Here is a 20,044-nt window from a genome sequence, read left to right on the forward strand (position 1 = left end):
GACATTTATATAGGTGAATATGGACGGAAATTCCTTTTTTTCTCTCAGGTGTCCCCCCAATTTCGGAAACACTTACGAATGGTATACAGTTATCTACTAAATCATCATGAGCAGGAGTTTGGCATGTTACAAAAAACACACAGTATTGCCGGATTTATTTCCGCGGAAATCGTTCTTATTGCGCAGGACATCAACATCTTCTCTTTGGATACTGCTGGAGCTTTATTGCTTGGCTGCTTGGCCGGTACATTGGCCGATGTGGATAAACCGGGGTCTACTATGGCTAAGGTTCTTTTCCCGCTGTCAGCGCTGCTTCACCTTTTGAAAATTAAGCATCGAACACTAACCCATTCCTTCATTTTTCTATGTTTGATAGTCGTGCTCACAATGCCCTTGCCGCCTTTATACTTCTGGGTATTCCTGACAGCTTATGCGTCACATCCACTGATTGATTTGCTTAATGAAAGAGGCGTTGAGCTCTTCTGGCCGTTCTCCTTCAAGATTCGCCTGCTCCCTAAATTTATCGCCATTGATACAGGCTCTGTGAGTGAAACCGTCTTTCGTTGGCTGCTCTTGGCCGTCAGCTTATTCATCCCACTTCTTCATCTATTTCCCCAAATCCTACAAACCCACTTATGAAACTAAGGGGGTTTTATTTCGTTTCTACAATATAATCTCCTGTGTCTTTCACCAAAAACCTGGCCTGATAGATGCCCTTCTTGTCAGGTACAACTACACTCTGAACATGTTCGCCTATAGCCGGGACTCCTAGGAAATTGTTCAACTCCTGATTCATGGACGAACCAAACCGAATCTTCACATACGTTCCACGATTTGCCGGAGAGACGATTGGCTGACTAAGCCTAGCCTTCTTCGTATTTGATGCCAACTCGGAATGAAGAAGGAATTCCTTCGGAACTTCCAAATTTGTCGGCACCGAAACATACAGAACCGTTTCTGAATCCCCTTGCAGCACTTCCTGCACCGTTCCTGCTACATAGCTTAGGTTCATCGGGTAGCCTGGCAATGCTATGAAATTTCTCTCGGGAGAAACAAAGGAAAACAAAACAAACAGCGGAAACAAGCGGCACATGCTGCGCATGAACTGATGCGTATAAGTCCGCGATTGTGCTCTTATCATCTGCACCGTCTCCTTCACATTTAGATCACGTTTCAAATCCATCCTTTAACTACTTGTACCCACGAGATGAATGATCCAAACACGACAAAAAAGAGCTAACCGAATAATCCGGCTAACTCTTTGATTTATTGCATGGGAATTGATATCTGGAAGCAAATACAACCATCCTCGACCGAGACTTCAATCGTTCCTTTGTAATACTCAATACGTTCCTTCACGACCGATAAGCCAAGACCTTGATGCTCACCGTCCACCTTCGTGCTGTAGCCAATCGAGAACATTTGGTTATAGTCCTCGAGCTGGAAATCAGGCTGTACCGGATTAGATACGGAAATTGTTAAATGATTGGACTCCGACCATCCATTTACCATGACTTCGCGTTCACCTGGGGGAAATTTATTCACCTCATCAAACGCATTGTCAATCAAGTTTCCGATAATTTTGACGATATCAACGGATTTAACCCCCAAGGACAGTCCTTCCAGGCCGGTAAACTGGTAACTGAATTCAATCTTGGTCCGCATGGCCAGAGCAATTTTCGCTTGAATTAAAGCGGCAATCGCAGGATGACCAATCCGAATGATATCATTCACTTCATTAATTTCTTCAATTAATTCCTTCATGTATCTCATTTGATCTTCTTTTTTTCCATTAGCCAGCAAGGCATACATCGTTTGAACGTGATTGAGAAAATCATGCCGTTGACTGCGAATTGTCGCAAACATAAGGTCCACGTTCTGTATATACAGTTCTTGCGTCGATTGAACGGCCGTCTCTCGACTTTTCGTAATAAAACGAAATACAAAATAAATAAACACACAACTAAAAATAGTAAACAAAACGATCAGCAGCGAGAGTTGAACAAGCTGTTTGTTCAGCGTCTTTTGAATAGTTTGATAATCAGAAACGATCGTAATGACGAAAGGAACCTCACTTTGAACTTCGGTCAATTTCTTCTTGACTGGAACATACATGAAGGTTTTGAGAATCGGCTTCCCTTTCCATGACTGTACGACACTAACCGGTTTGTTCTTCTCTATGGATTCCTTATAGTAAGTTAAATCTTTGTCATTCGTTATGTTATAGGTGCCGAATAAAACGGGTCGGTCATACACCGAAATGAAGGGAACGCCGTTGCTGTCTTTGTACTCTATCGGTTTTGTTCCAAACGTAACACCATTCAAACCTGATATTTCCATAATATCCAAGTTCGATGCTAATGTTTTCTTCACAATGGTGTCTGCGCCCACAATTTGTTTGAAGCGCTGAATTTTGTCCGCGTTGACAAATACGCAAATGATGTAATTCGTAGTGCCATCGTTAAAATAGCCAAACTTGCTTACATCGCTTGAACCCGATGCTGGAACTTCGTAGATGCCTGAAAAGAAATTTTTCAGCTTCTGCCCTTCCGGAATCGTGACCTGATGATTATCGAACAATTGGCTGAATGCCGTAAACCAATACCCGAAGGATTTCGTACTCACTAGTTTAAGCTCTTTGGGCTCTGATGACTTATCAACCATAATATCGGCACCATTGCGTTTCATTAGCGAAATACCGTCGATTCCCGCTTGCTTGGCAAGCTCAACTAATTGTTCATTGGTGACCTTCGCGATATCCGGATCTAGCTGACTTTGGACGAAGAGCGCAACAGAACGAAGATTTTCACCGATTAAATCCTCGACATAAAAAGAGCCTTCTTCTGATTGTTCTATTGAAGTACGAATTTGAATAGCCGTTGATTCCATACGCGCAGATAAAGCTTGTGTCAGCAGCGATTTGGTGAACCAGTAATAGGAAGTATTATTCGTTACCAGCAATAAAATAACAATAATAAATGTGATAAAAATGACTTTGGAGTTGATTCTCATGGAGTTTCACACTTTCTTTTTAATGTAAACTTGATACTACAAAGTCGACATCAAACATATTTCGTTTTCATTCGACATTAACCGAGAGAATGTTCCTCTTTCAGTAGTATAGTAGGATAAGAAAGCGTTGTCTATCAATTAATATATACGCACTAAATCGTATTGTATTAAAGGGTTGCTTTACTTGCCTCTGTTACTTTAGTAGTATAACAAGTATCGAATAAATGAGGAGCTGTAAACATGTCCAATGACGAGATCATATTAACCCCAGAGGGTTTACGCAGTTTAGAATTAGAGCTTGAAGACTTAAAAACAGTTAAACGCAAAGAACTGGCAGCCCGGATCAAGATGGCTATCAGTTACGGAGATCTGAAGGAAAACAGTGAATATCATTCTGCCAAAAATGACCAATCCTTCATGGAGACCCGAGTTTTGACAATTGAAAGAATGCTGAAAAAGGCTCGTGTTGTGAAGAATATCGACACCTCCAAAGTTCAGGTTGGCTCCATTGTTGTCCTGAATGATGTAGAATTTGCTGAGAAAATCGAGTACAAAATCGTCGGCACCTCTGAGGCTGATGTTAATGAAAACAAAATTTCCTATGAAAGCCCGCTTGGTATCTCGCTTATGAATAAATCGGTTGGCGATACAATAACGGTTAATGCCCCTATGGGTGTCATAACCTATGAGCTGCTTGAAATCAGAGTGTAACAAACACATTCCAAAGTAAACCAGAAAAAAGGCGTAGTCATGCAGCATCTGCTGTCGGACAACGCCTTTTTGTATGTCATTTATACGCCAACTTCCTGAAACAGATGCAAGGCGCGTTCCAACTTCTGGATGTAAGCCGCGTCGTGGCTCGAGCACATAAACTTAAGATCGCCCCGTCCTTCTCCACGGAGTTGACCGCGATGCTCTAAGAGTTGAATCAGCCGATTAACGGTTCCTGCACTGCCATCAACAATTTGAATATGCGCTGGCAAAATGGTTCTCAAAATTCGTCTATAAAAAGGATAATGCGTACAGCCCAGAACAACAGTCCCATAGGAACTTAGATCATATTCCGATAGTTTCCCTTGAAAATATGCGATAATAGACTGACCTTCCACCTGAAACTTCTCACAGTATTCAACAAGTTCAGGGAGCGGCAGCGAATCTACCATCCCTGTATCATCTATGCGTGAAACCAAATCTCGATACTTGGATTCCTTCAGTGTCAAAGGTGTCGCGAACACGAGCACTCTTTTGCCTGAAGAACGGTTCATTTCAAGTGCTGGCTTAACCGCAGGCTCCATCCCGATAATAGGCATATCATAGAGCTTTCTTAACTCTGTAATCGCAATGCTGGTCGCCGTATTACAAGCAATGACAAGAGCTTTAACCTCTTCCTTGTGAATCGCTTCCACGCACTCTTTTACGAAAGCAAGAACCTCTTCCTTCGATTTGGTCCCATAGGGCACATGCAGCGTATCTGCAAAATATAAAAAATCCTCATGCGGCAGCTGCTTCATGGCTTCGTGCAAGACCGATATTCCGCCTATCCCTGAATCAAAAAAAGCTATTCTCATTGTATTCACCCTATATGTATTCTGGCTTAATTAGAGCAGCCCTGCCGTAACCAGGCCGTTGCGAATGCCTTCATCGTCCACATGCGTAGTTACGTGATCGGCATAAGGCAGCAAATCCTTGTGGGAATTCCCCATCGCAATGCCAAATCCGACAAAATCCAGCATCTCCATATCGTTCAAACCATCGCCAAATGCAACAGCATCTTCCGGCTTCAAACCTAGAAGCTCCAGCATCGCGGCGATTCCTTGTGCTTTCGAGCCGCCGGCAGGCAATACGTCCATCGCTTGCTGATGCCAACGGATCAGCTTGAATTCCTTCTGTAATTCTTCATACAACTGCTCATCCCCATCTTCACAATGCAGGAAAATTTGGTAAACATCATTCGTTTTCCAGAAATGCGGATCATAGGCAGGCAAATCTACTTTCAAGGACGATACGGCCCCAATTACAAACGGATGATCTTCCGTGTCAGTGAAGTAAGCATGCTCTCCTTCAAATACCAGAGAGTGCTTGTGTTTTGCAGCCAAATTGACCAAAGCTTCGATGCTGCTTTTGGCCATAATGCGCCTATAAAGCGGCTCGCCGCGGTATACAGCGTAACCCCCGTTTAAGCACACGTAGGAATCTATGCCAAGCTGCTCAGCTAACGGTTTAATGAAATAAGGCGCTCTCCCCGTGGCAATAACGGGCTCAATGCCTTGCTCTTTCAATTGATGAATAGCTTGTATCGTACTAACGGGAACTTCTTTCTCTTCGTTAACTAACGTACCATCAATATCAAAAAAGACAATTTTGTACACGGTGCGGATCTCCCTTTCCCTAGGCGGCAGCACAAGCTGCCTACCAACTCTCTTTCTTTCATTAAACACCAAATAGCGATAAAAAACAAAGAAAAAGAGAATCCTCTCGGCTCCTCTTCTCCGCTTTTATACAATTTCGTCAATGATCCCATGCGTCAACGCCTCATCCGGGCTCATATACCAATTCCGCTGATTCTCCTGAACACGGAGCAATTCGTCGGAACGCAGCTTGGTTTTCGATAAAATGTACTCGTCATAGATGTTTTGCAGCCTCTGTGTTTCATCCACACGGTTCTTTAGATGCTCCAAATGCCCGTCAATATGTGTAGAGACCGAATGATACATAAATGTACTTAGTTTGCCGGCGTGCCGTTTATGGCCGCTTACGGCGATCAGTAAGCTCATGCTAGCAGCAAGTCCATACACGTAGGTATGCACAGGCGTCTTGCTATTATCAATTACATTAATCAAAGCCAAGCCATCATACACACTGCCACCGTTGCTATTAATAATCAGGTCAATGGGCAGACGCTTGAAATCCTTCTCTCGCTTATCCTTGTCATCATCATATTGATTAATTTTCATGATTTGTTCCACAATTGTTTTCACAGAGCTTTTATTTATGCCATCGAATAGATACAAGGTTCTGTCATTCATAACATGCCTCCTGTCCGTATGGCCTACTGATACAGTTAGTCTATTCTCGTCTTTTAAACTTTGTAACTACCGATTATTCTTTTCTCAACTTTTGGGCTAAGTGTTCCATCATCCAAAAAAGAAACCCCACAACTGAATCATCAAGTTGTGAGGTCGGAAAAGGCTATAATGGCTCCATCTCATGCCGGTATTGTTCAAGTGAAATATAACGCTGATCCTTGATCGCGACACCCTCGGCTTGCAGCAAAAAGCTTTGCATATGGGATCCTTCATCATCTTGAATCGCGATTTCACCCTGCGCATTGATGACTCTATGCCAAGGAAGACGATGTTTGGTGCTCATCGCATGCAATATGCGCACCACCTGCCTTGCTCCTCTTGGACTTCCGGCGAGTCGAGCGATCTGCCCGTATGTCATGACCTTCCCCTCCGGGATAGCCTTGATGATCTGAATAACGCGCTGCGTAAATGGTGTCATTGCGCTTCTGCGAATTTAATGCAAACCGGCTTAGACAGCTTAAGCTCGCTTCCGGTTGGAGTCAGTTTCCCTGTTGCCGCGTCTCGAGAGAAGGAGACAATATTGTCCGTGTCTTTATTTGCAACAAGCACATATCGCCCATCCGGAGAGATCGCAAAATTACGCGGGTGCTTCCCTAGCACAGGCGCATACTCAACGAGCGATAATAGGCCCGAATCAGCGTCGATTGCATAAATCACGATACTTTCATGTCCACGATTGGAGCCATAAAGGAATCGGCCATCAGGCGATACATGAATATCTGCGCAGGCATTTTCTCCTTCAAATGTATCAGGCAGTGTAGAAATGGTTTGGCTTTCCGTTAACTTGCCGTTTTCCTCGTCATAACGGAAAGCCGTAATGGTAGAGCCAAGTTCATTGATGACATAACCGAATTGATACGACGGATGAAAGGCAAAATGCCTTGGACCTGATCCCGGAGTTATCTGCACTTCATGATGGGGAACAAGCTTCTTCTCTGAGAGGTCCAGCTTGTACATGATAATTTTATCTAAGCCCAAATCACACACGCCTGCAAACTGGTTCTTGCGATCCAAGAAAACAGAATGCGCACGTGGTCTGTCCTGCACGGACAAGACACTTGCTCCTTGGTGCTGCTGAATATCAGCGGTAGCGCCTATGCCCCCATCTGGAAGCACGGGAGACAGCCCAACCATTCCTCCATGGTAGCTGGCGACCATAACGACTTCATTTGAACGGTCCAATGTAATATGACACGTCGTTGCCGGCAGCGTGATCACATTGTTAATAAACGTTAACTCCCCGGAAGAAGGATTAATGTGATAAGAGCTTGCTGCTCCACAGCGCTGCTGATTGGCATCTACGCCTTCTGTGAGCGAGTAAAGCTTCCAATTCTTCGCATCAATCGCCACAAAAGTTGGATTTTGCAGCCCCTCCACTTGATGCGCAACTTCTAAGCTGCCGTTCTCCACATCATATTGGCAAGTGTAAACTCCGGGCTGATTCGATTCCGCATATGAACCTATAAAGGCAAATGTCTTTTTGTTCGTATCCAAGCATGCCACTCCCATTCTTCAACTATGTATAAATTCATTATCTCAAATCCCCTTCTCAGGAGCAAGCGTTCGGCAGGTGACCGAGGATTGCAGCAATGGTTTGACCGCCAGCATGCGCCGACGCACAACACCCGCCCAGGATTCGTCATGCCCGCCCAAGCTCCAGCAAGCTAGAATTGGCATCTTTCCCGATTATCCCAGCTGGCACCCCGCTTCGAAATCAGGTATACTTTAAATATCTAAATCAAGCTGGTCGTGAAGCACACGCTGCTTTCCATGATGCCGCTCAGGGTTCATTCCTGGTCGGACATTAAGGAAAGCGGCGTTTTGTTTTATTACCGGGCAAATCTAAGGAAGATAGGATGATGGGGATGAAATTTGAACAAGCGTTCGAGGCGTTCATGTCTGCACAAATTATTGCGGAGACGAACAATCGCCGGCGAGAACGGTTAGAGCGTGGACTGGGACATGCGGAAACAGAGTTCCTACGATGTGTTTGGTATCCTGCAGCAGGACATTTCAACCATTTATACCCTGAATGGGAGGTCAGAGATTTCTCCAATGGATACCGCTACTTGGACTTTGCCTATATGCCCGGTGAAATAAAAGGAGCAATCGAGATTCAAGGCTACAGCTCCCACGCCAGAGATATCGAAATATGGCGATTCAAGGACCAGTGTTTTCGCCATTGTCATCTGGCTTTGGACGGATGGGTCGTCATGCCGATTGCCTTTCCTTCGATCTCAGAGTCACCCAAGCAATGTCAGCAGCTTATGCTTTCTTTTATCGAAAAATTCATTTCAGGCGCACGCCCCGAATCTTTGTCTTGGGTTGAAAGCGAAACCGTCAGATTCGCACGAGGCTTGCTTCGTCCCTTCCCACCCTCCGAGCTTGCGGCTCATCTCAAAGTAAGCACGAAATACGCAAGGATGATTCTGCAGCGTCTATGCGGCATGCAGTTGCTAGTTGTAACCAAAGGACAGGAACGTGCCCGCATGTACCAGCTTAATCTAGCGGTTTAATCTCGAAGTGACAGGCCTGGCTGCGGAAAGTTTGGGCAACAATGCGCTCGAGAAGGAACTATGATCCGCTATTTGACTCTAAATCTGATAATTGTTGCTGAAAGGGAAGTATGTTCCCTTATTTCACCTCTGAAGGGTGATATTCCATCAGTTTAGGCAAATTAGCGTACCGTAGTTCCGTCTGACTAGCTAAATGGCTGTTTGGATGATGAATAAGGGAACATAGTTCCCTCCCGATAGTTAAGGGCTTGATTTGAGCAAAATCAAACAAGCGCCACGCCGCTCTCACCCAGCGGTTTAGGCGAAGCGCAGCTGTGTACGCCAAGTGCAGCCGCGTACGCCAAGCGCTGCTGGGTACGCAAAGCGCTGCTGCGTACGCCAAGCGATGCTTCGCACGCCAACCCCTGCCGCATACAAAAAAGAAGGCCGGACTCACGTCCGCCTTCTCTTGTCAACCATTAAACCTTGCGCGAAGTCAGCTTCGCTTGAGTGAACAGCAGCAGGTAGTCGTAGCCGCCTGCCTTGGAGTCCGTTCCCGACATGTTGAAGCCGCCGAATGGGTGAACACCTACCAAAGCTCCTGTACATTTGCGGTTGATATACAAGTTGCCGCAATGTACGGTGTCAAGAGCCTCAGCGATACGCTCCTCATTGGTTGAGAAGTAAGAACCCGTCAACCCGAATTCTGTATCGTTGTACAGCGCGATTGCTTCTTTCCAGTCTTTGGCTTTGGCAATAGCCAAAACAGGCCCGAAAATCTCTTCTTGCATTAAGCGCGCTTTACCGCCTACATCTCCAAACACCGTTGGCTGAATGTAGTAGCCATTGCCTTCTGCCTTCCCGCCGCCGGCAAGAAGGGTGCCTTCTGTTTTCCCGATTTCGATGTAATCCAGAATTCGATCATAGGAAGCTTTGTCAATAACAGGACCTGCCGCAAAGTTAAGCTCAGGCAGACCGCTCTGCAGCTTATTCGTCAAGGCGACCACTTTATCGACGACTTGATCGTAGACGGATTCTACGATGACAGCACGAGAACCAGCCGAACACTTCTGGCCCTGGAAGCCGAAAGCCGAAGCTGCAATCGCAGCAGCAGCTGCGTCGAGATCAGCCGTTTCATCTACGATGATCCCGTCTTTGCCACCCATTTCAGCGACAACACGCTTGATCCAGATTTGCCCTGGAACCGTGTCCGCCGCAAGTCTGTTGATACGCAAACCGACTTCTTTGGAACCTGTGAAGCTAATAAAACGCGTCTTCGGATGCGTCGTTAGATAGTCTCCCACTTCAGCCCCGCTGCCCGGAATAAAGTTGATAACACCTGCAGGAAGACCTACTTCCTCCATCAGCGCTACAAATTTATGCGCAATAACCGGTGTGGTTGAAGCAGGCTTGAGAAGCACCGTGTTACCGGAAACAACCGCCGCTGTCGTCATCCCGACACAGATCGCAAGCGGGAAATTCCAAGGTGGAATCACAACGCCAACGCCTAAAGGAATATAGGAAATGCGGTTGTTTTCTCCGGGGATTTTCACCAGCGGCTGCGTCTCATTGATTTCACTTAAACGAATCATTTCTCGCGCATAGAACTCGATAAAATCAATAGCTTCTGCGGTATCTACATCCGCTTCCACGTAATTTTTACCAGATTCCAAAATCATCAAAGCAGAAAACTCATGTTTGCGAGCACGCATTAAAGCCGCAGCTTTGAACAAATATTCCGCGCGTTCTTGCGGGGGCACCTTTTTCCACGTTTCGAACGTTTCCAGCGCCACATTCATTGCTTTCTCAGCAAGGGCTTGATCCGCTTTACTCACATAACCGATCACTTCATCTAGATTGCCCGGATTAATGGACGTAATTTTGGCTTCAGTCATGACTTTTTCAGCACCAATACGAAGCGGGTATTCACGACCTAGTTCATCTTTCACTTTGGCAATAGCCGCCTGCAGCGCTTTTTGATTCACCTCAAGGCTAAAATCAGTAAAAGGCTCATTAACATAAGGACTAACAGTTGTAAAAGTACGCATGGGATCTCTCCTCTCAAATTGGGGAAGCTGAATTGTACCTATCTCAGGTTTTGATTACTTGAACATATTTTTCAGAACAAACCAGACATTTGCTGGACGTTCAGCCAGTCTTCTCATGAAATAACCAAACCAGTCTACTCCGTAAGGCACATAAATACGAACTCGGTAGCCTTCTTTGACTAATTGTTTTTGCAGCTCATCGCAAATCCCGTACAGCATCTGAAACTCAAATTGATCGTTCGAAATTCCGTGTTCGCTGACAAATTGCTTGGTGTGCTTAATAATGGCTTCATCATGACTGGCAATAGCGGTGTAATGTCCGTTGGTCAGATGTTTTTCAATGATTTTTTTATAATTCTCATCGACCGCGCTTTTATCCGGGAAAGCTACCTGTGGAGACTCCTTATAAGCGCCCTTCACAAGCCGCAGATTAGCTCCAAGAGAAGCTAAATCGTCGATGTCCTGCATCGTACGGAACAAATAAGCTTGGATAACAATACCGACATTGTCATAGTCTTTTCGAAGTTCCCTGTAAATATCTAACGAGATTTGGCAGTGCGCATAGTCTTCCATATCAATCCGCACAAAATTGTTATGCACGCGCGCACGTTCAAGAATACGTTTCATGCTGGTTACGCAAAGGTCTCTGCTAATATCAAGCCCCAGAGAAGTCATCTTCAACGAAAGATTGGACTTCACACCGGACTCAGCAATCGCATCTAACGTCTTTATGCACATCGCGGCAGATTCCAAAGCCTCTTCTTCGCTAAAAACAAATTCGCCTAAATGATCCAGTGTCGCAACACGGCCATCCTGATTAAGGCCTCGAACCGCCGTAATCGATTGTTGAATCGTCTCTCCGGCTACGAAACGTGCCGCGCCGAAGCGTAAACCATATTTTTTGGCTAATCGGTTGGCTGTGCGACTTTTGCCCAAGGATTGAAACATATTTTTCATAATAAGTTCCATATGTGTTATTCCCCCAATGGAATTTGTACAATAGTGTTTAATTATTTAATTTTATTGTACACTATAAACAATAATTTGAACACTATTTGTTCAAAAATATATTTTGAGTAACTTTAAACACTTTTATCGGTTATCCTTCATCATACTCACATCCATCGTCCAGCGTGTTGAATCACCTTGGTATTCATGGTAAATTTAAAGCAAATGAACGCTACACAAATGAGGTCAACTATGTTCAAAAATGAACACCTTTCGTTGAACACCAATTTCGTCAAATTACCATTGGAAACAACACTGGAAGAGCTTTCTTCCTATTTACATCAAGGCACCGCTGTTATTGCTTCACAGAGCAGCGAGATACATCTGTTCACACCGGAAGATGCAGCACTCCTGCCCGTCTTCTCAGCCAACAACCTGCAAGAGGTATTGTCCAAAACCAATTTTTTTGCTGCCGCGTGGGCAGATTGGGACGAATCGGGCCTGATTTCACAGCTAGATCAGACTGCGCAGCGCCCGCTGCTCTTCAAGGATGAAGCTGGACAGATTCGGGGATACTCCCTTTTATCAGCTTGCTTACAAGCCGTAATAACCGAGCAGCACAAATGGTCCTCTTATTTCTCAGCACTTGCCGAAACGGTTACTGATGCCGTGACTGTCGTTGATCGCAATGGCGAAGTGATATGCTGGAATTCTGTCGCTGAAGAGCTTTATCATTTGCCAAGCGCAGATATTTTGGGCAAGCGAATTGGCGAGCATTTTGATGTCGAAACGCTGATGGTTCTGAAAATATTAGACGAAGGCCGTGTGATTCGTAACACTTATCACCGCCCTCGACCAGATACCCATGTCTTAATCAATGCCTCGCCGATCAGAGACGATAATGGCCTTATCATCGGCGGCATCGCAACGGAACAAGATATCACACAATTGGTGCGATTGAATGAACAATTAACGACCGCAGATTCCTACGGCTTGCCGCACAAAGAGCACTCGGAAGATTTATTTACCTTAATCAAAGGAAAAGGTCCTGCGATCGGCAAAGTTATCCAATGGGCCAAAAAGGTTGCAGCAACAGAAACACCCGTCCTCCTTATTGGAGAATCGGGTGTTGGCAAAGAGCAGCTTGCTCATATTATTCATCAATCCAGTCCTCGAGCGAATCAACCGTTTTTGACGGTTAATTGCGGCATTGTGCCCGCGGGATTGCTTGAGGCTGAATTATTTGGCTTCCAAGGCGGGACGTTCAGCGGCAGTGACAGCGGGCAGGCCGGCAAGCTGGAACAAGCCAAGGATGGCACCTTATTTATTAATGAAATCGAAAAACTTCCACTGGACCTGCAAGCCAAGCTCTACCATTACATCACGCAGCAAACCATCGTTCGCTCCGGCGGCAGCCTGCCGATCAGCTTAAGAACTCGGATTATCATTGCAACGAGGGAAGATTTAGCCAGCAAACTGGTTAATCAGGAATTCCGCTCCGATCTTTATTATGCGCTCAATGTCATCTCCATTCGCATCCCGCCTTTGCGTGATCGTATTGAAGATATTCCAGCCATGGTGCAGATGTATCTCAAACAATTCTCCGCGCAGTATCAGAAGCCGGTTCCAACGCTTTCGCCAGAGGTTATCCTGGCTTTGACCAATTACACGTGGCCAGGCAATATCCAGGAATTAAAAAATGTCATAGAGCGATGCATCATTCTTAGCGATGAAGACATCATCACTCTTGATCATTTACCATCCGTCTTGCAGGAACTGCAGCCTAGTCTCATTGCGACAGAAGCTGATTCCCTTGTGATTCTCAAAGCCAAAGTATCGGAAGATGAAGAAATCACATTAATTGAAGAAGCTTTGCTCAAAACTGCAGGAAACAAAAGCGCTGCTGCCAAGCTGCTGGGTGTTTCCCGCGGCACTTTGTACAATAAGATCAAAGAGTATCAATTAGAATAAACCTCAGCTCGGCAGCTTGATTGCCGGGTTTTTTGGTGTTGGTCGAGCATTTTCGACCTGCGAGCAGCCCCTTCGGGTTATTCAAGTTTACTTATTGACCGCTTTTCGCATATTGCTCAGTAAACTCTTGGATGACTTTGTCGCCACCGGCTTTGCGCCACTGTTCAATCGCCTGTTTCCAGCCGGCTTCATCCAATTTGCCCAAAATAAATTTCGTGCGGGCATCATCAATGATCGGCTTTAATTCACTGCCTTTGGTCGTCTGTGTTTCGGAGACGAGTGGATTGGTCGGATTATTCACCGCAATGGCTTCATTATCCTTGATCATCTTGCCATACTTCTCCATCAGCGGCGTTTCTTTGCCTGTCGTTTTGGCTGTATATTTAGCTATTTGCAATTGCAGGTAACTCGAACCAACCTCGGTATCCTGCAGCTTTTGATCAATGAATACCGGCTTGCCGTCTTCGACTTTATAATGCTTGCCCTCGACTCCCCATCCTAGCAAATCCAGCATCTTCTGATCGGAAAGCTTATCGTAGAAGCCAAGAATCTGCTTCAGCTCCGCCTCTGTTTTCACACTCGATTTGGGGAACATGAATACGCTGTTGTACCCAACCCCGCCTGGCAGCCTTTCTCCCTTAGGCCCTTTGAGACGACTGACAACATCCACATCCGCACCTGGGAACGTCTTGGCAAGTGATGCCTGATAACCAGCACCATCAATCATATTGGAAATGACGGCCCCTGCCTTCCCTTGGTTAATGTCATCCTTCTTCTGCTGATTGTTTAATACAGGGAAATCCTGCTTGATCAGCTTTTCATCATACAACTTTTTGTAAAATTTCATCGCTTCAAAATATTCAGGCGCCAAGAAATCCGGGCTTAGCTTGCCGTCCTTCACTTCCCAGCTATTCGGCGCACCCATGATGGACGCTATGACGCCGAAGCCATCCATCGTTTTCTCTTCCGTCAAGCCCACAGTATCAGCTTTTCCGTTCTTATCTGGATCGTTCAAAGTAAACGCTTTTAACACATTGTACAGCTCATCAATCGTTTTGGGTTCGCTTAGACCTACATTTTTCAGCCAGTCGCTGCGGAAAATAATGCCGTACGTGGATAAATCACGGGCACGGTACAAGCCATAAATCTTGCCGTCCACTTTAATATTGTCGAACACGGACTTATTCATTTTGGATAAATTCGGGTAGTCCTTCAAATACGGACCAACCTCCCAAAATACACCTGCACGCACGGCGCTCAAAATATTCGAATCCTTGTTATTTTGCACGAGAAGCGCCTTAGGCAGCTCACCCGAAGCAATCGTAACATTCACTTTTTCTTTATAGGAAGAATTGGGCACCCAAGAGATGTCCAGCTTGGTATTCGTATATTCCTCAATCTTTTTTTGTACGTCGCTGTCCGCTTTAGGCGGCTCCGCGTACATTAATGTCATGATGCTAAGCTTCAATGGCTCTTTACTTTCGGGCTTGCTGCTCGTTCCGGCACTTCCCGCTGCTGGGCTTTTCTCGCTTCCACAGCCAGCGAGTAGAACAGTGCCAGCCAACATCCCTATCGCCGCAATTCCGGCTTTCTTCATTCCCGTATGTCTTTTCATCGTGGTATTGCCTCCCTATATTCTTATTTTATATGAATGAATCCCAATCACAATACAAAAGGGACACATTTTAACCTTTCACGGAACCAAGCATGACCCCTTTGGCAAAATGCTTTTGCAGAAAAGGATATACAATCAAAATTGGCACCGTAGAGATGACAATGACAGCCATCTTAATAATTTGTGACGGTGGAGCAATATAATTCTGATCGAACTGGGTGGAGTCGCCGATTCCGCCTTGCGAGAGGATCACGATTTGCCTCAGCCAGACCTGGATTGGCCACATTTTGGAATCATTGATATACATAATCGCATTGAAAAAAGTGTTCCAGTGTCCCACGGCATAAAAGAGTGCGAAAGTAGCCAGTACCGGCGCTGATAACGGCAGCACGATCCGAAAAAGCAAGCCAACATCGCTGCATCCGTCAATCTTCGCCGCTTCCTCAAGCCCCTCCGGCAGCTGCCGGAAAAAGCTGACGACCACAATCAGATTGAATGCGCTGATCGCATTCGGAATGAGCAGCGACCAGTAGCTGTTCAGCATGCCAAGCGCTTTCACAACGAGAAAGGTTGGCAGAATTCCGCCATGAAACAGCATCGTGAAGACGATCATCATCATAAAGAGCTTGCGCCCGGCAAAATCCGATCTGGACAAAGGATAAGCCAGCAGTGAAGTGAACAGCAGATTAATAAATGTCCCAACGACAGTAATTCCAATCGTAACAAACAGACTGTTCACGATCGTTTGCGTGGAGAAAATGTAGCGATACCCTTCTAAGGAGAAGGAGGTTGGGAAAAGGATAAAGCCACGTTTCAGCACCTCTGCCGGCTCTGCGAACGAAACCGACAAGATGTAAACAAACGGCAGCAGTGTGACTAACGCGAATACAAGTAAAAACGTATAATTGAAGCCGTCAAAAATGCGGCTGCCCAAACTTTTATTGATCATTTTGCACCTATCCCTTCTTAGTACAGACCGCTTTCGCCGAATTTTTTGGCCAACCGATTAGCGCTGACGACCAGCACCAGCCCGATTAGCGATTTGAATAAGCCGACTGCCGTACTGTAGCTGAACTGGCCTTGCTGGATACCGACATTGTAGACATAGGTATCGAAAACCTCGCCTACCTCGCGGTTCATCGCATTCAGCATCAAGAAGATTTGTTCAAAGCCGGTATCCAGAAACGAGCCGAGTCGAAGGATGAATAAAATGACGATCACACTGCGTATCGCCGGAAGTGTAATATGCCACACCTGACGAAAGCGGCCTGCTCCGTCAATCTTCGCAGCTTCATACAATTGCGGATCAACCCCAGCTAAGGCTGCGAGGAAAATAATCGTTCCCCAACCGGTTTCCTTCCACACAACCTGCGAAACGATCATCGTTCGGAACCATTCGCTGGAAATCAGAAACTCAATCTTGGGAAAACCCATGGAAGCCAATACATCATTGACAATCCCGCCTTCGGTTGTGAAAAAAATGTAGGAGATCCCCACCACAACGACCCACGACACAAAATGCGGGATATACACAATCGTTTGAATGGTTCGTTTAAAAGCCTCTTTGCGAATTTCATTTAACAGCAGGGCCAGTATGATCGGCAGCGGGAAAAAGAAAAACAGATTGTAAATGGCTAAAATAATCGTATTCTTGAACAGCATTGCGAAAGAGGCATCAAAGAAGAAACGCTCGAAATGCTTAAGCCCCACCCATTTGCTGTGCAGCATGCCCAGGGCGGGTTGATAATCCTGAAAGGAAATCAGCAGCCCCCACATGGGGAAATAGCGAAAAATAATAAAGTAGAGCATGCCGGGAAGTGCCATCAGATACAGCCACCTGTTTTTGAATAGACGGTTAAATCTTCGGCGGGCGTCGCTCCGTGTAACCGTATCCGATTCTAACGGCTTGGAAGTCAGTTCCACTGTTCATCGTCCTCCTTGTTTGTTATGACAGCGTTAGCATATCGAAGCCTGAAATTGCCTTCAATAATCAACAGCGCTCCATCTGCCTAAAACACGCAAAACCAGCGTAAATCCAGACTTTATAATCATTAGCGACCCTACTTATAATCATTGAAAGCTTGTGTACTCCCCAAAAAAGCAATTGCCTAACGAAAAGGAACTATGATCCGCTAATCGGCTCAGAATCCGATATTTACAGCTGAAAGGGAAGTACGATCCCTTATTTCACCTCGCTAGTGAGAAATTCCAGCAATTTAGACAAATTAGCGTACCGTAGTTCCGACTAACTAGCCAAATGGCTGTTTGGATCATGAATAAGGGAACGTAGTTCCCATTCGCGCGAGTTCGTTACCTATCAGGTCGCAACTACCCCACAGCTGGCTCACCTCATCTTCATCTTCATCTTCATCCTCATCCGCATCCGCAGCAGCAAATAAATAAGAGGCAAGCCCTTTGCGCTCCAAATCATCTAAATTTCTGTATAGCAAAAAACCTTGGCCCATTAGCCAAGGTTTGATCTGCTCCTTTGATTACAAGCAGCTATTGCTCTGCTCGTTTCTGTTCTCTGTATTGACCGGGGGTCATTGCTTCCAGCTTACGAAACTGACGGATGAAATTTTGTGCATTCGTATATTGCAGGCGTTCAGCAATTTCCGTAATCTTCATTTCCGTTCCACTGAGCCAACTTTTCGCCATATCATGACGGTAGCCAGCTAAATAATCACTAAAATTCATGCCCGATTCTTTGCGAAACATCCGGCGTATATAATGTGTGCTGTAATTCAAACGCAGTGCGCACTGCTCAAGTGTCAAATCACTGTCATAATGCTCATGGATGAGATCCATTACCGAACGAGAAATGCTTTTGCCCGACGATTCATGCCGTTTGCGCGTCAATTCTATCATCGGAGAAATCATTTGCGACTTGAACCACGCTTCGATTTCCTGCGGCGTCTTCAGTCCAAACATTTGTTCATACTCATTGCGATGATCTTGAGAGAACAGTTCTCCGGTATCCCCCATCTCATACAAGACGCGGATCAGATCCGTCAGCAGCATAGCAAAGGACATGCGGTACAGATTAGGATCGGACTCTACTCGCAGCACATCTTGAATAAATTGGTGAAGCAGCTCCTCTGCCTTATCCTTATCCAGAAAGACTATCGCCTGGGTAAGCTCTGAAACCAAATGATGCGGATAGTATTGCCGCGAAGCCTGCTTCGGCTTCAAGTCATCCAAATGCAGAATCGCCTTTTCGCCGAGTCGAATCCGATATTGCAGCGCTTCTTTGGCTTCGAGAAATGCCTGAGAAGTCGCAAACAAATGCGTATAAGGCCGGCTTATGCCTATACTAACTTTGAGCCCAAGAAATTCCTCGGCAGCGTTCTGGACCGACATGGCCAAAGCGCTCCACTCGCTTAGCAGCTCCATGTGATTGTCTGCATCGCTGCCAACAAGCGTAACTTGATAGTTTCCGATCGGCATCGCCTGAATTCGCTGCGGAATAGGAATAAGCTCTGAGGCTATGTTATTAATCGCAAACAACAGAAGATCCTGCTCACTGAGACTATAGCGTGTTTGGGCTAACGTATCAATTTGCAGCACCAATACCGCGTAACTTTGCCACACAGGCAGTTGAAAGCGCTCCGCTTTCTCCTCCATTTCACTGCGGTACAGCTCGCCTTGAAAAAGCTTCAACATGAAGTAATCAACCAACTGCCCCGACTGAATCTTCATTTGTCCTTCCAATTGTTCCTTGGACTGATGAAGGGATGCGAATTGATTCCCGATCCAATGCAGCTCGTCTTTGACAACAACTCTTCCGCCAGACGGTTTGCTGTGACTCATCGTAAATTCCATCAAGTTTCGTACTGGAAAATAGATCCGCTTGGAAGCCCAATATGACAATAGCGCAGCAAACAGGAGTAAAAGCACACACGCTGTTAAGGTAGCCCAGCCAATAGAAGCCGATTCTTTCTTAGCCTCCTCCAGCGGAATGACAGAGACATAAGTCCAATTATTGTACCGAGATTGGTTATAAATCACGCTGTATGGTTTACCTGACACAGTGCTGTTGAAATACCCCTGTGTTTTCTCGGCTTTCTGCAGCTCTTCGGACCACGGTTCGGAGAGGATGTTTTGGCCGATTCTCTCGGGATTGCTGTGGATGATAATGTTCATCTTGTCGTCAACAATCATCGTTTCTCTCGTCGAGAAACCACCAGTCAACAACTTGGCCAACTCGGCGCTCGACATTCGGACGAATAAGTAGCCTTTGGGCTCAGCAGCCAAAGAAGGAATCGCTTTCATTAACTTGATGCCGGTAAAAGCTTGATCCGAATCAGGCAGCCAGCGAGAGTTGTAAGCCGAATTCAGGTTGACCGCTGCCTTGGTTTTATCTGTGCCAAAATAGAAACCGCCATCTTTGATATACCATTTGTTCTGAATGCTGTGGAGCTCGGCTGTTTTGACACCCAGCTCATAGGTTTGTACACCCAGAAGACCTTTTGCCAACAAATCAATGTCTTGAAAATCTTCTATTTCCATTTTTTTCGCAACCGAATTGACGACAAACGGTGTCTCCGCGTATCTTCCGGATACTTGATCGACGACCTTAAGAATCTGTTCAACGCGGCTTTGCGATTGCTGCAAAATGAAAACATTCGCTTCATTCACCTTTGTTTGGACGGTCGAAGTCGATTGGAAGAAGGCATACACACCTAGGAATAAAAGCGGAACCGTGCTAATTAACGTAGTAGATACCAAAAGCTTGATTAGGAATGAGTATCGTGAGGGCATGGCATCCTCCATCAACAGAATTAATGGTTCCCATTGTAACATATGCATGCGATTTTGAGGACAGGCATTTCTCAGAAGCTGCCAAATGGATACCCGAAGAAAAAACCG

At 45.6% G+C, this 20,044-nt stretch carries 20 protein-coding genes; 4 read left to right on the forward strand and 16 right to left on the reverse strand.

Features of this window, described 5'->3' with window-relative positions; translation table 11 throughout:
* Nucleotides 1–123: 123 nt before the first annotated feature.
* Nucleotides 124–639, forward strand: a complete 516-nt coding sequence (locus tag BC351_RS09795) for a metal-dependent hydrolase (protein ID WP_079411261.1) — start codon at nucleotides 124–126, stop codon at nucleotides 637–639.
* Nucleotides 640–652: 13 nt separating this feature from the next.
* Here BC351_RS09795 and BC351_RS09800 read toward each other — a convergent pair whose 3' ends face one another.
* Nucleotides 653–1,141 carry a hypothetical protein gene (locus BC351_RS09800; protein WP_079411263.1) on the reverse strand — a complete coding sequence of 163 codons (489 nt, stop codon included), beginning with the start codon at nucleotides 1,139–1,141 and terminating at the stop codon, nucleotides 653–655.
* Between the two features lie 125 nt (nucleotides 1,142–1,266).
* On the reverse strand, nucleotides 1,267–3,012 hold the full coding sequence (locus BC351_RS09805) for a sensor histidine kinase (protein WP_079411267.1): 1,746 nt from the start codon (nucleotides 3,010–3,012) through the stop codon (nucleotides 1,267–1,269).
* Nucleotides 3,013–3,252: 240 nt separating this feature from the next.
* Between BC351_RS09805 and greA the strand changes: the two genes are divergently transcribed.
* Nucleotides 3,253–3,723 (forward strand): transcription elongation factor GreA, encoded by a 471-nt coding sequence (greA, locus tag BC351_RS09810; RefSeq protein ID WP_079411269.1) that lies wholly within the window; start codon nucleotides 3,253–3,255, stop codon nucleotides 3,721–3,723.
* An 80-nt stretch (nucleotides 3,724–3,803) separates the two neighbouring features.
* On the opposite strand, the gene murI is transcribed toward greA, so the two are convergent.
* From murI to BC351_RS42155, 6 genes are all read right to left on the reverse strand, one after another.
* The gene (gene murI / locus BC351_RS09815; protein WP_079411271.1) at nucleotides 3,804–4,580 is read right to left on the reverse strand and encodes a glutamate racemase; all 777 of its coding nucleotides are present in this window, start codon (nucleotides 4,578–4,580) and stop codon (nucleotides 3,804–3,806) included.
* Nucleotides 4,581–4,610: 30 nt separating this feature from the next.
* On the reverse strand, nucleotides 4,611–5,390 hold the full coding sequence (locus tag BC351_RS09820) for a Cof-type HAD-IIB family hydrolase (RefSeq protein WP_144028345.1): 780 nt from the start codon (nucleotides 5,388–5,390) through the stop codon (nucleotides 4,611–4,613).
* A gap of 117 nt (nucleotides 5,391–5,507) precedes the next feature.
* Nucleotides 5,508–6,038 carry an ATP-dependent Clp protease proteolytic subunit gene (locus BC351_RS09825; protein ID WP_079411275.1) on the reverse strand — a complete coding sequence of 177 codons (531 nt, stop codon included), beginning with the start codon at nucleotides 6,036–6,038 and terminating at the stop codon, nucleotides 5,508–5,510.
* A 163-nt stretch (nucleotides 6,039–6,201) separates the two neighbouring features.
* On the reverse strand, nucleotides 6,202–6,516 hold the full coding sequence (locus BC351_RS09830) for an MGMT family protein (RefSeq protein WP_079411277.1): 315 nt from the start codon (nucleotides 6,514–6,516) through the stop codon (nucleotides 6,202–6,204).
* Nucleotides 6,513–7,592, reverse strand: coding sequence for a lactonase family protein (locus BC351_RS09835; RefSeq protein WP_244208942.1), 1,080 nt, complete (start codon nucleotides 7,590–7,592; stop codon nucleotides 6,513–6,515). Before BC351_RS09835 ends, BC351_RS09830 begins: the two co-directional genes overlap by 4 nt.
* Nucleotides 7,593–7,634: 42 nt before the next feature.
* A complete protein-coding gene (locus BC351_RS42155; RefSeq protein WP_158082039.1) occupies nucleotides 7,635–7,775 on the reverse strand; it encodes a hypothetical protein in 141 nt (46 codons plus the stop codon).
* A 182-nt stretch (nucleotides 7,776–7,957) separates the two neighbouring features.
* On the opposite strand from BC351_RS42155, the gene BC351_RS09840 reads away from it, so the two are divergent.
* Entirely contained in the window at nucleotides 7,958–8,614 is a 657-nt protein-coding gene (locus BC351_RS09840) for a transcriptional regulator (RefSeq protein WP_079411281.1), read from the forward strand.
* A 263-nt stretch (nucleotides 8,615–8,877) separates the two neighbouring features.
* On the opposite strand, the gene BC351_RS41490 is transcribed toward BC351_RS09840, so the two are convergent.
* The 3 genes from BC351_RS41490 to BC351_RS09850 are packed head-to-tail and all read right to left on the reverse strand — an operon-like array spanning nucleotide 8,878 to nucleotide 11,610.
* A complete protein-coding gene (locus BC351_RS41490) occupies nucleotides 8,878–9,069 on the reverse strand; it encodes a hypothetical protein (RefSeq protein ID WP_144028334.1) in 192 nt (63 codons plus the stop codon).
* Nucleotides 9,070–9,072: 3 nt separating this feature from the next.
* Nucleotides 9,073–10,641 carry an L-glutamate gamma-semialdehyde dehydrogenase gene (pruA, locus tag BC351_RS09845; protein WP_079411284.1) on the reverse strand — a complete coding sequence of 523 codons (1,569 nt, stop codon included), beginning with the start codon at nucleotides 10,639–10,641 and terminating at the stop codon, nucleotides 9,073–9,075.
* Nucleotides 10,642–10,695: 54 nt separating this feature from the next.
* Nucleotides 10,696–11,610, reverse strand: a complete 915-nt coding sequence (locus BC351_RS09850; protein ID WP_079411286.1) for a proline dehydrogenase family protein — start codon at nucleotides 11,608–11,610, stop codon at nucleotides 10,696–10,698.
* A 231-nt stretch (nucleotides 11,611–11,841) separates the two neighbouring features.
* Between BC351_RS09850 and BC351_RS09855 the strand changes: the two genes are divergently transcribed.
* A complete protein-coding gene (locus tag BC351_RS09855; RefSeq protein ID WP_079411288.1) occupies nucleotides 11,842–13,560 on the forward strand; it encodes a sigma-54 interaction domain-containing protein in 1,719 nt (572 codons plus the stop codon).
* Between the two features lie 91 nt (nucleotides 13,561–13,651).
* Here the strand turns inward: BC351_RS09855 and BC351_RS09860 are convergent, their stop codons facing one another.
* The 5 genes from BC351_RS09860 to BC351_RS09880 form a co-directional block, all read right to left on the reverse strand.
* On the reverse strand, nucleotides 13,652–15,175 hold the full coding sequence (locus BC351_RS09860; protein WP_079411291.1) for an extracellular solute-binding protein: 1,524 nt from the start codon (nucleotides 15,173–15,175) through the stop codon (nucleotides 13,652–13,654).
* A gap of 70 nt (nucleotides 15,176–15,245) precedes the next feature.
* On the reverse strand, nucleotides 15,246–16,124 hold the full coding sequence (locus BC351_RS09865) for a carbohydrate ABC transporter permease (RefSeq protein ID WP_079411293.1): 879 nt from the start codon (nucleotides 16,122–16,124) through the stop codon (nucleotides 15,246–15,248).
* A gap of 17 nt (nucleotides 16,125–16,141) precedes the next feature.
* Nucleotides 16,142–16,999, reverse strand: a complete 858-nt coding sequence (locus tag BC351_RS09870; protein WP_079411625.1) for an ABC transporter permease — start codon at nucleotides 16,997–16,999, stop codon at nucleotides 16,142–16,144.
* 446 nt (nucleotides 17,000–17,445) lie between these two features.
* Nucleotides 17,446–17,625 (reverse strand): hypothetical protein, encoded by a 180-nt coding sequence (locus tag BC351_RS09875; RefSeq protein ID WP_144028335.1) that lies wholly within the window; start codon nucleotides 17,623–17,625, stop codon nucleotides 17,446–17,448.
* Nucleotides 17,626–17,677: 52 nt separating this feature from the next.
* A complete protein-coding gene (locus BC351_RS09880) occupies nucleotides 17,678–19,936 on the reverse strand; it encodes a helix-turn-helix domain-containing protein (protein ID WP_158082040.1) in 2,259 nt (752 codons plus the stop codon).
* Between the last annotated feature and the right edge of the window lie 108 nt (nucleotides 19,937–20,044).

This window comes from Paenibacillus ferrarius (assembly GCF_002027705.1).
GTDB lineage: Bacteria > Bacillota > Bacilli > Paenibacillales > NBRC-103111 > Paenibacillus_E > Paenibacillus_E ferrarius.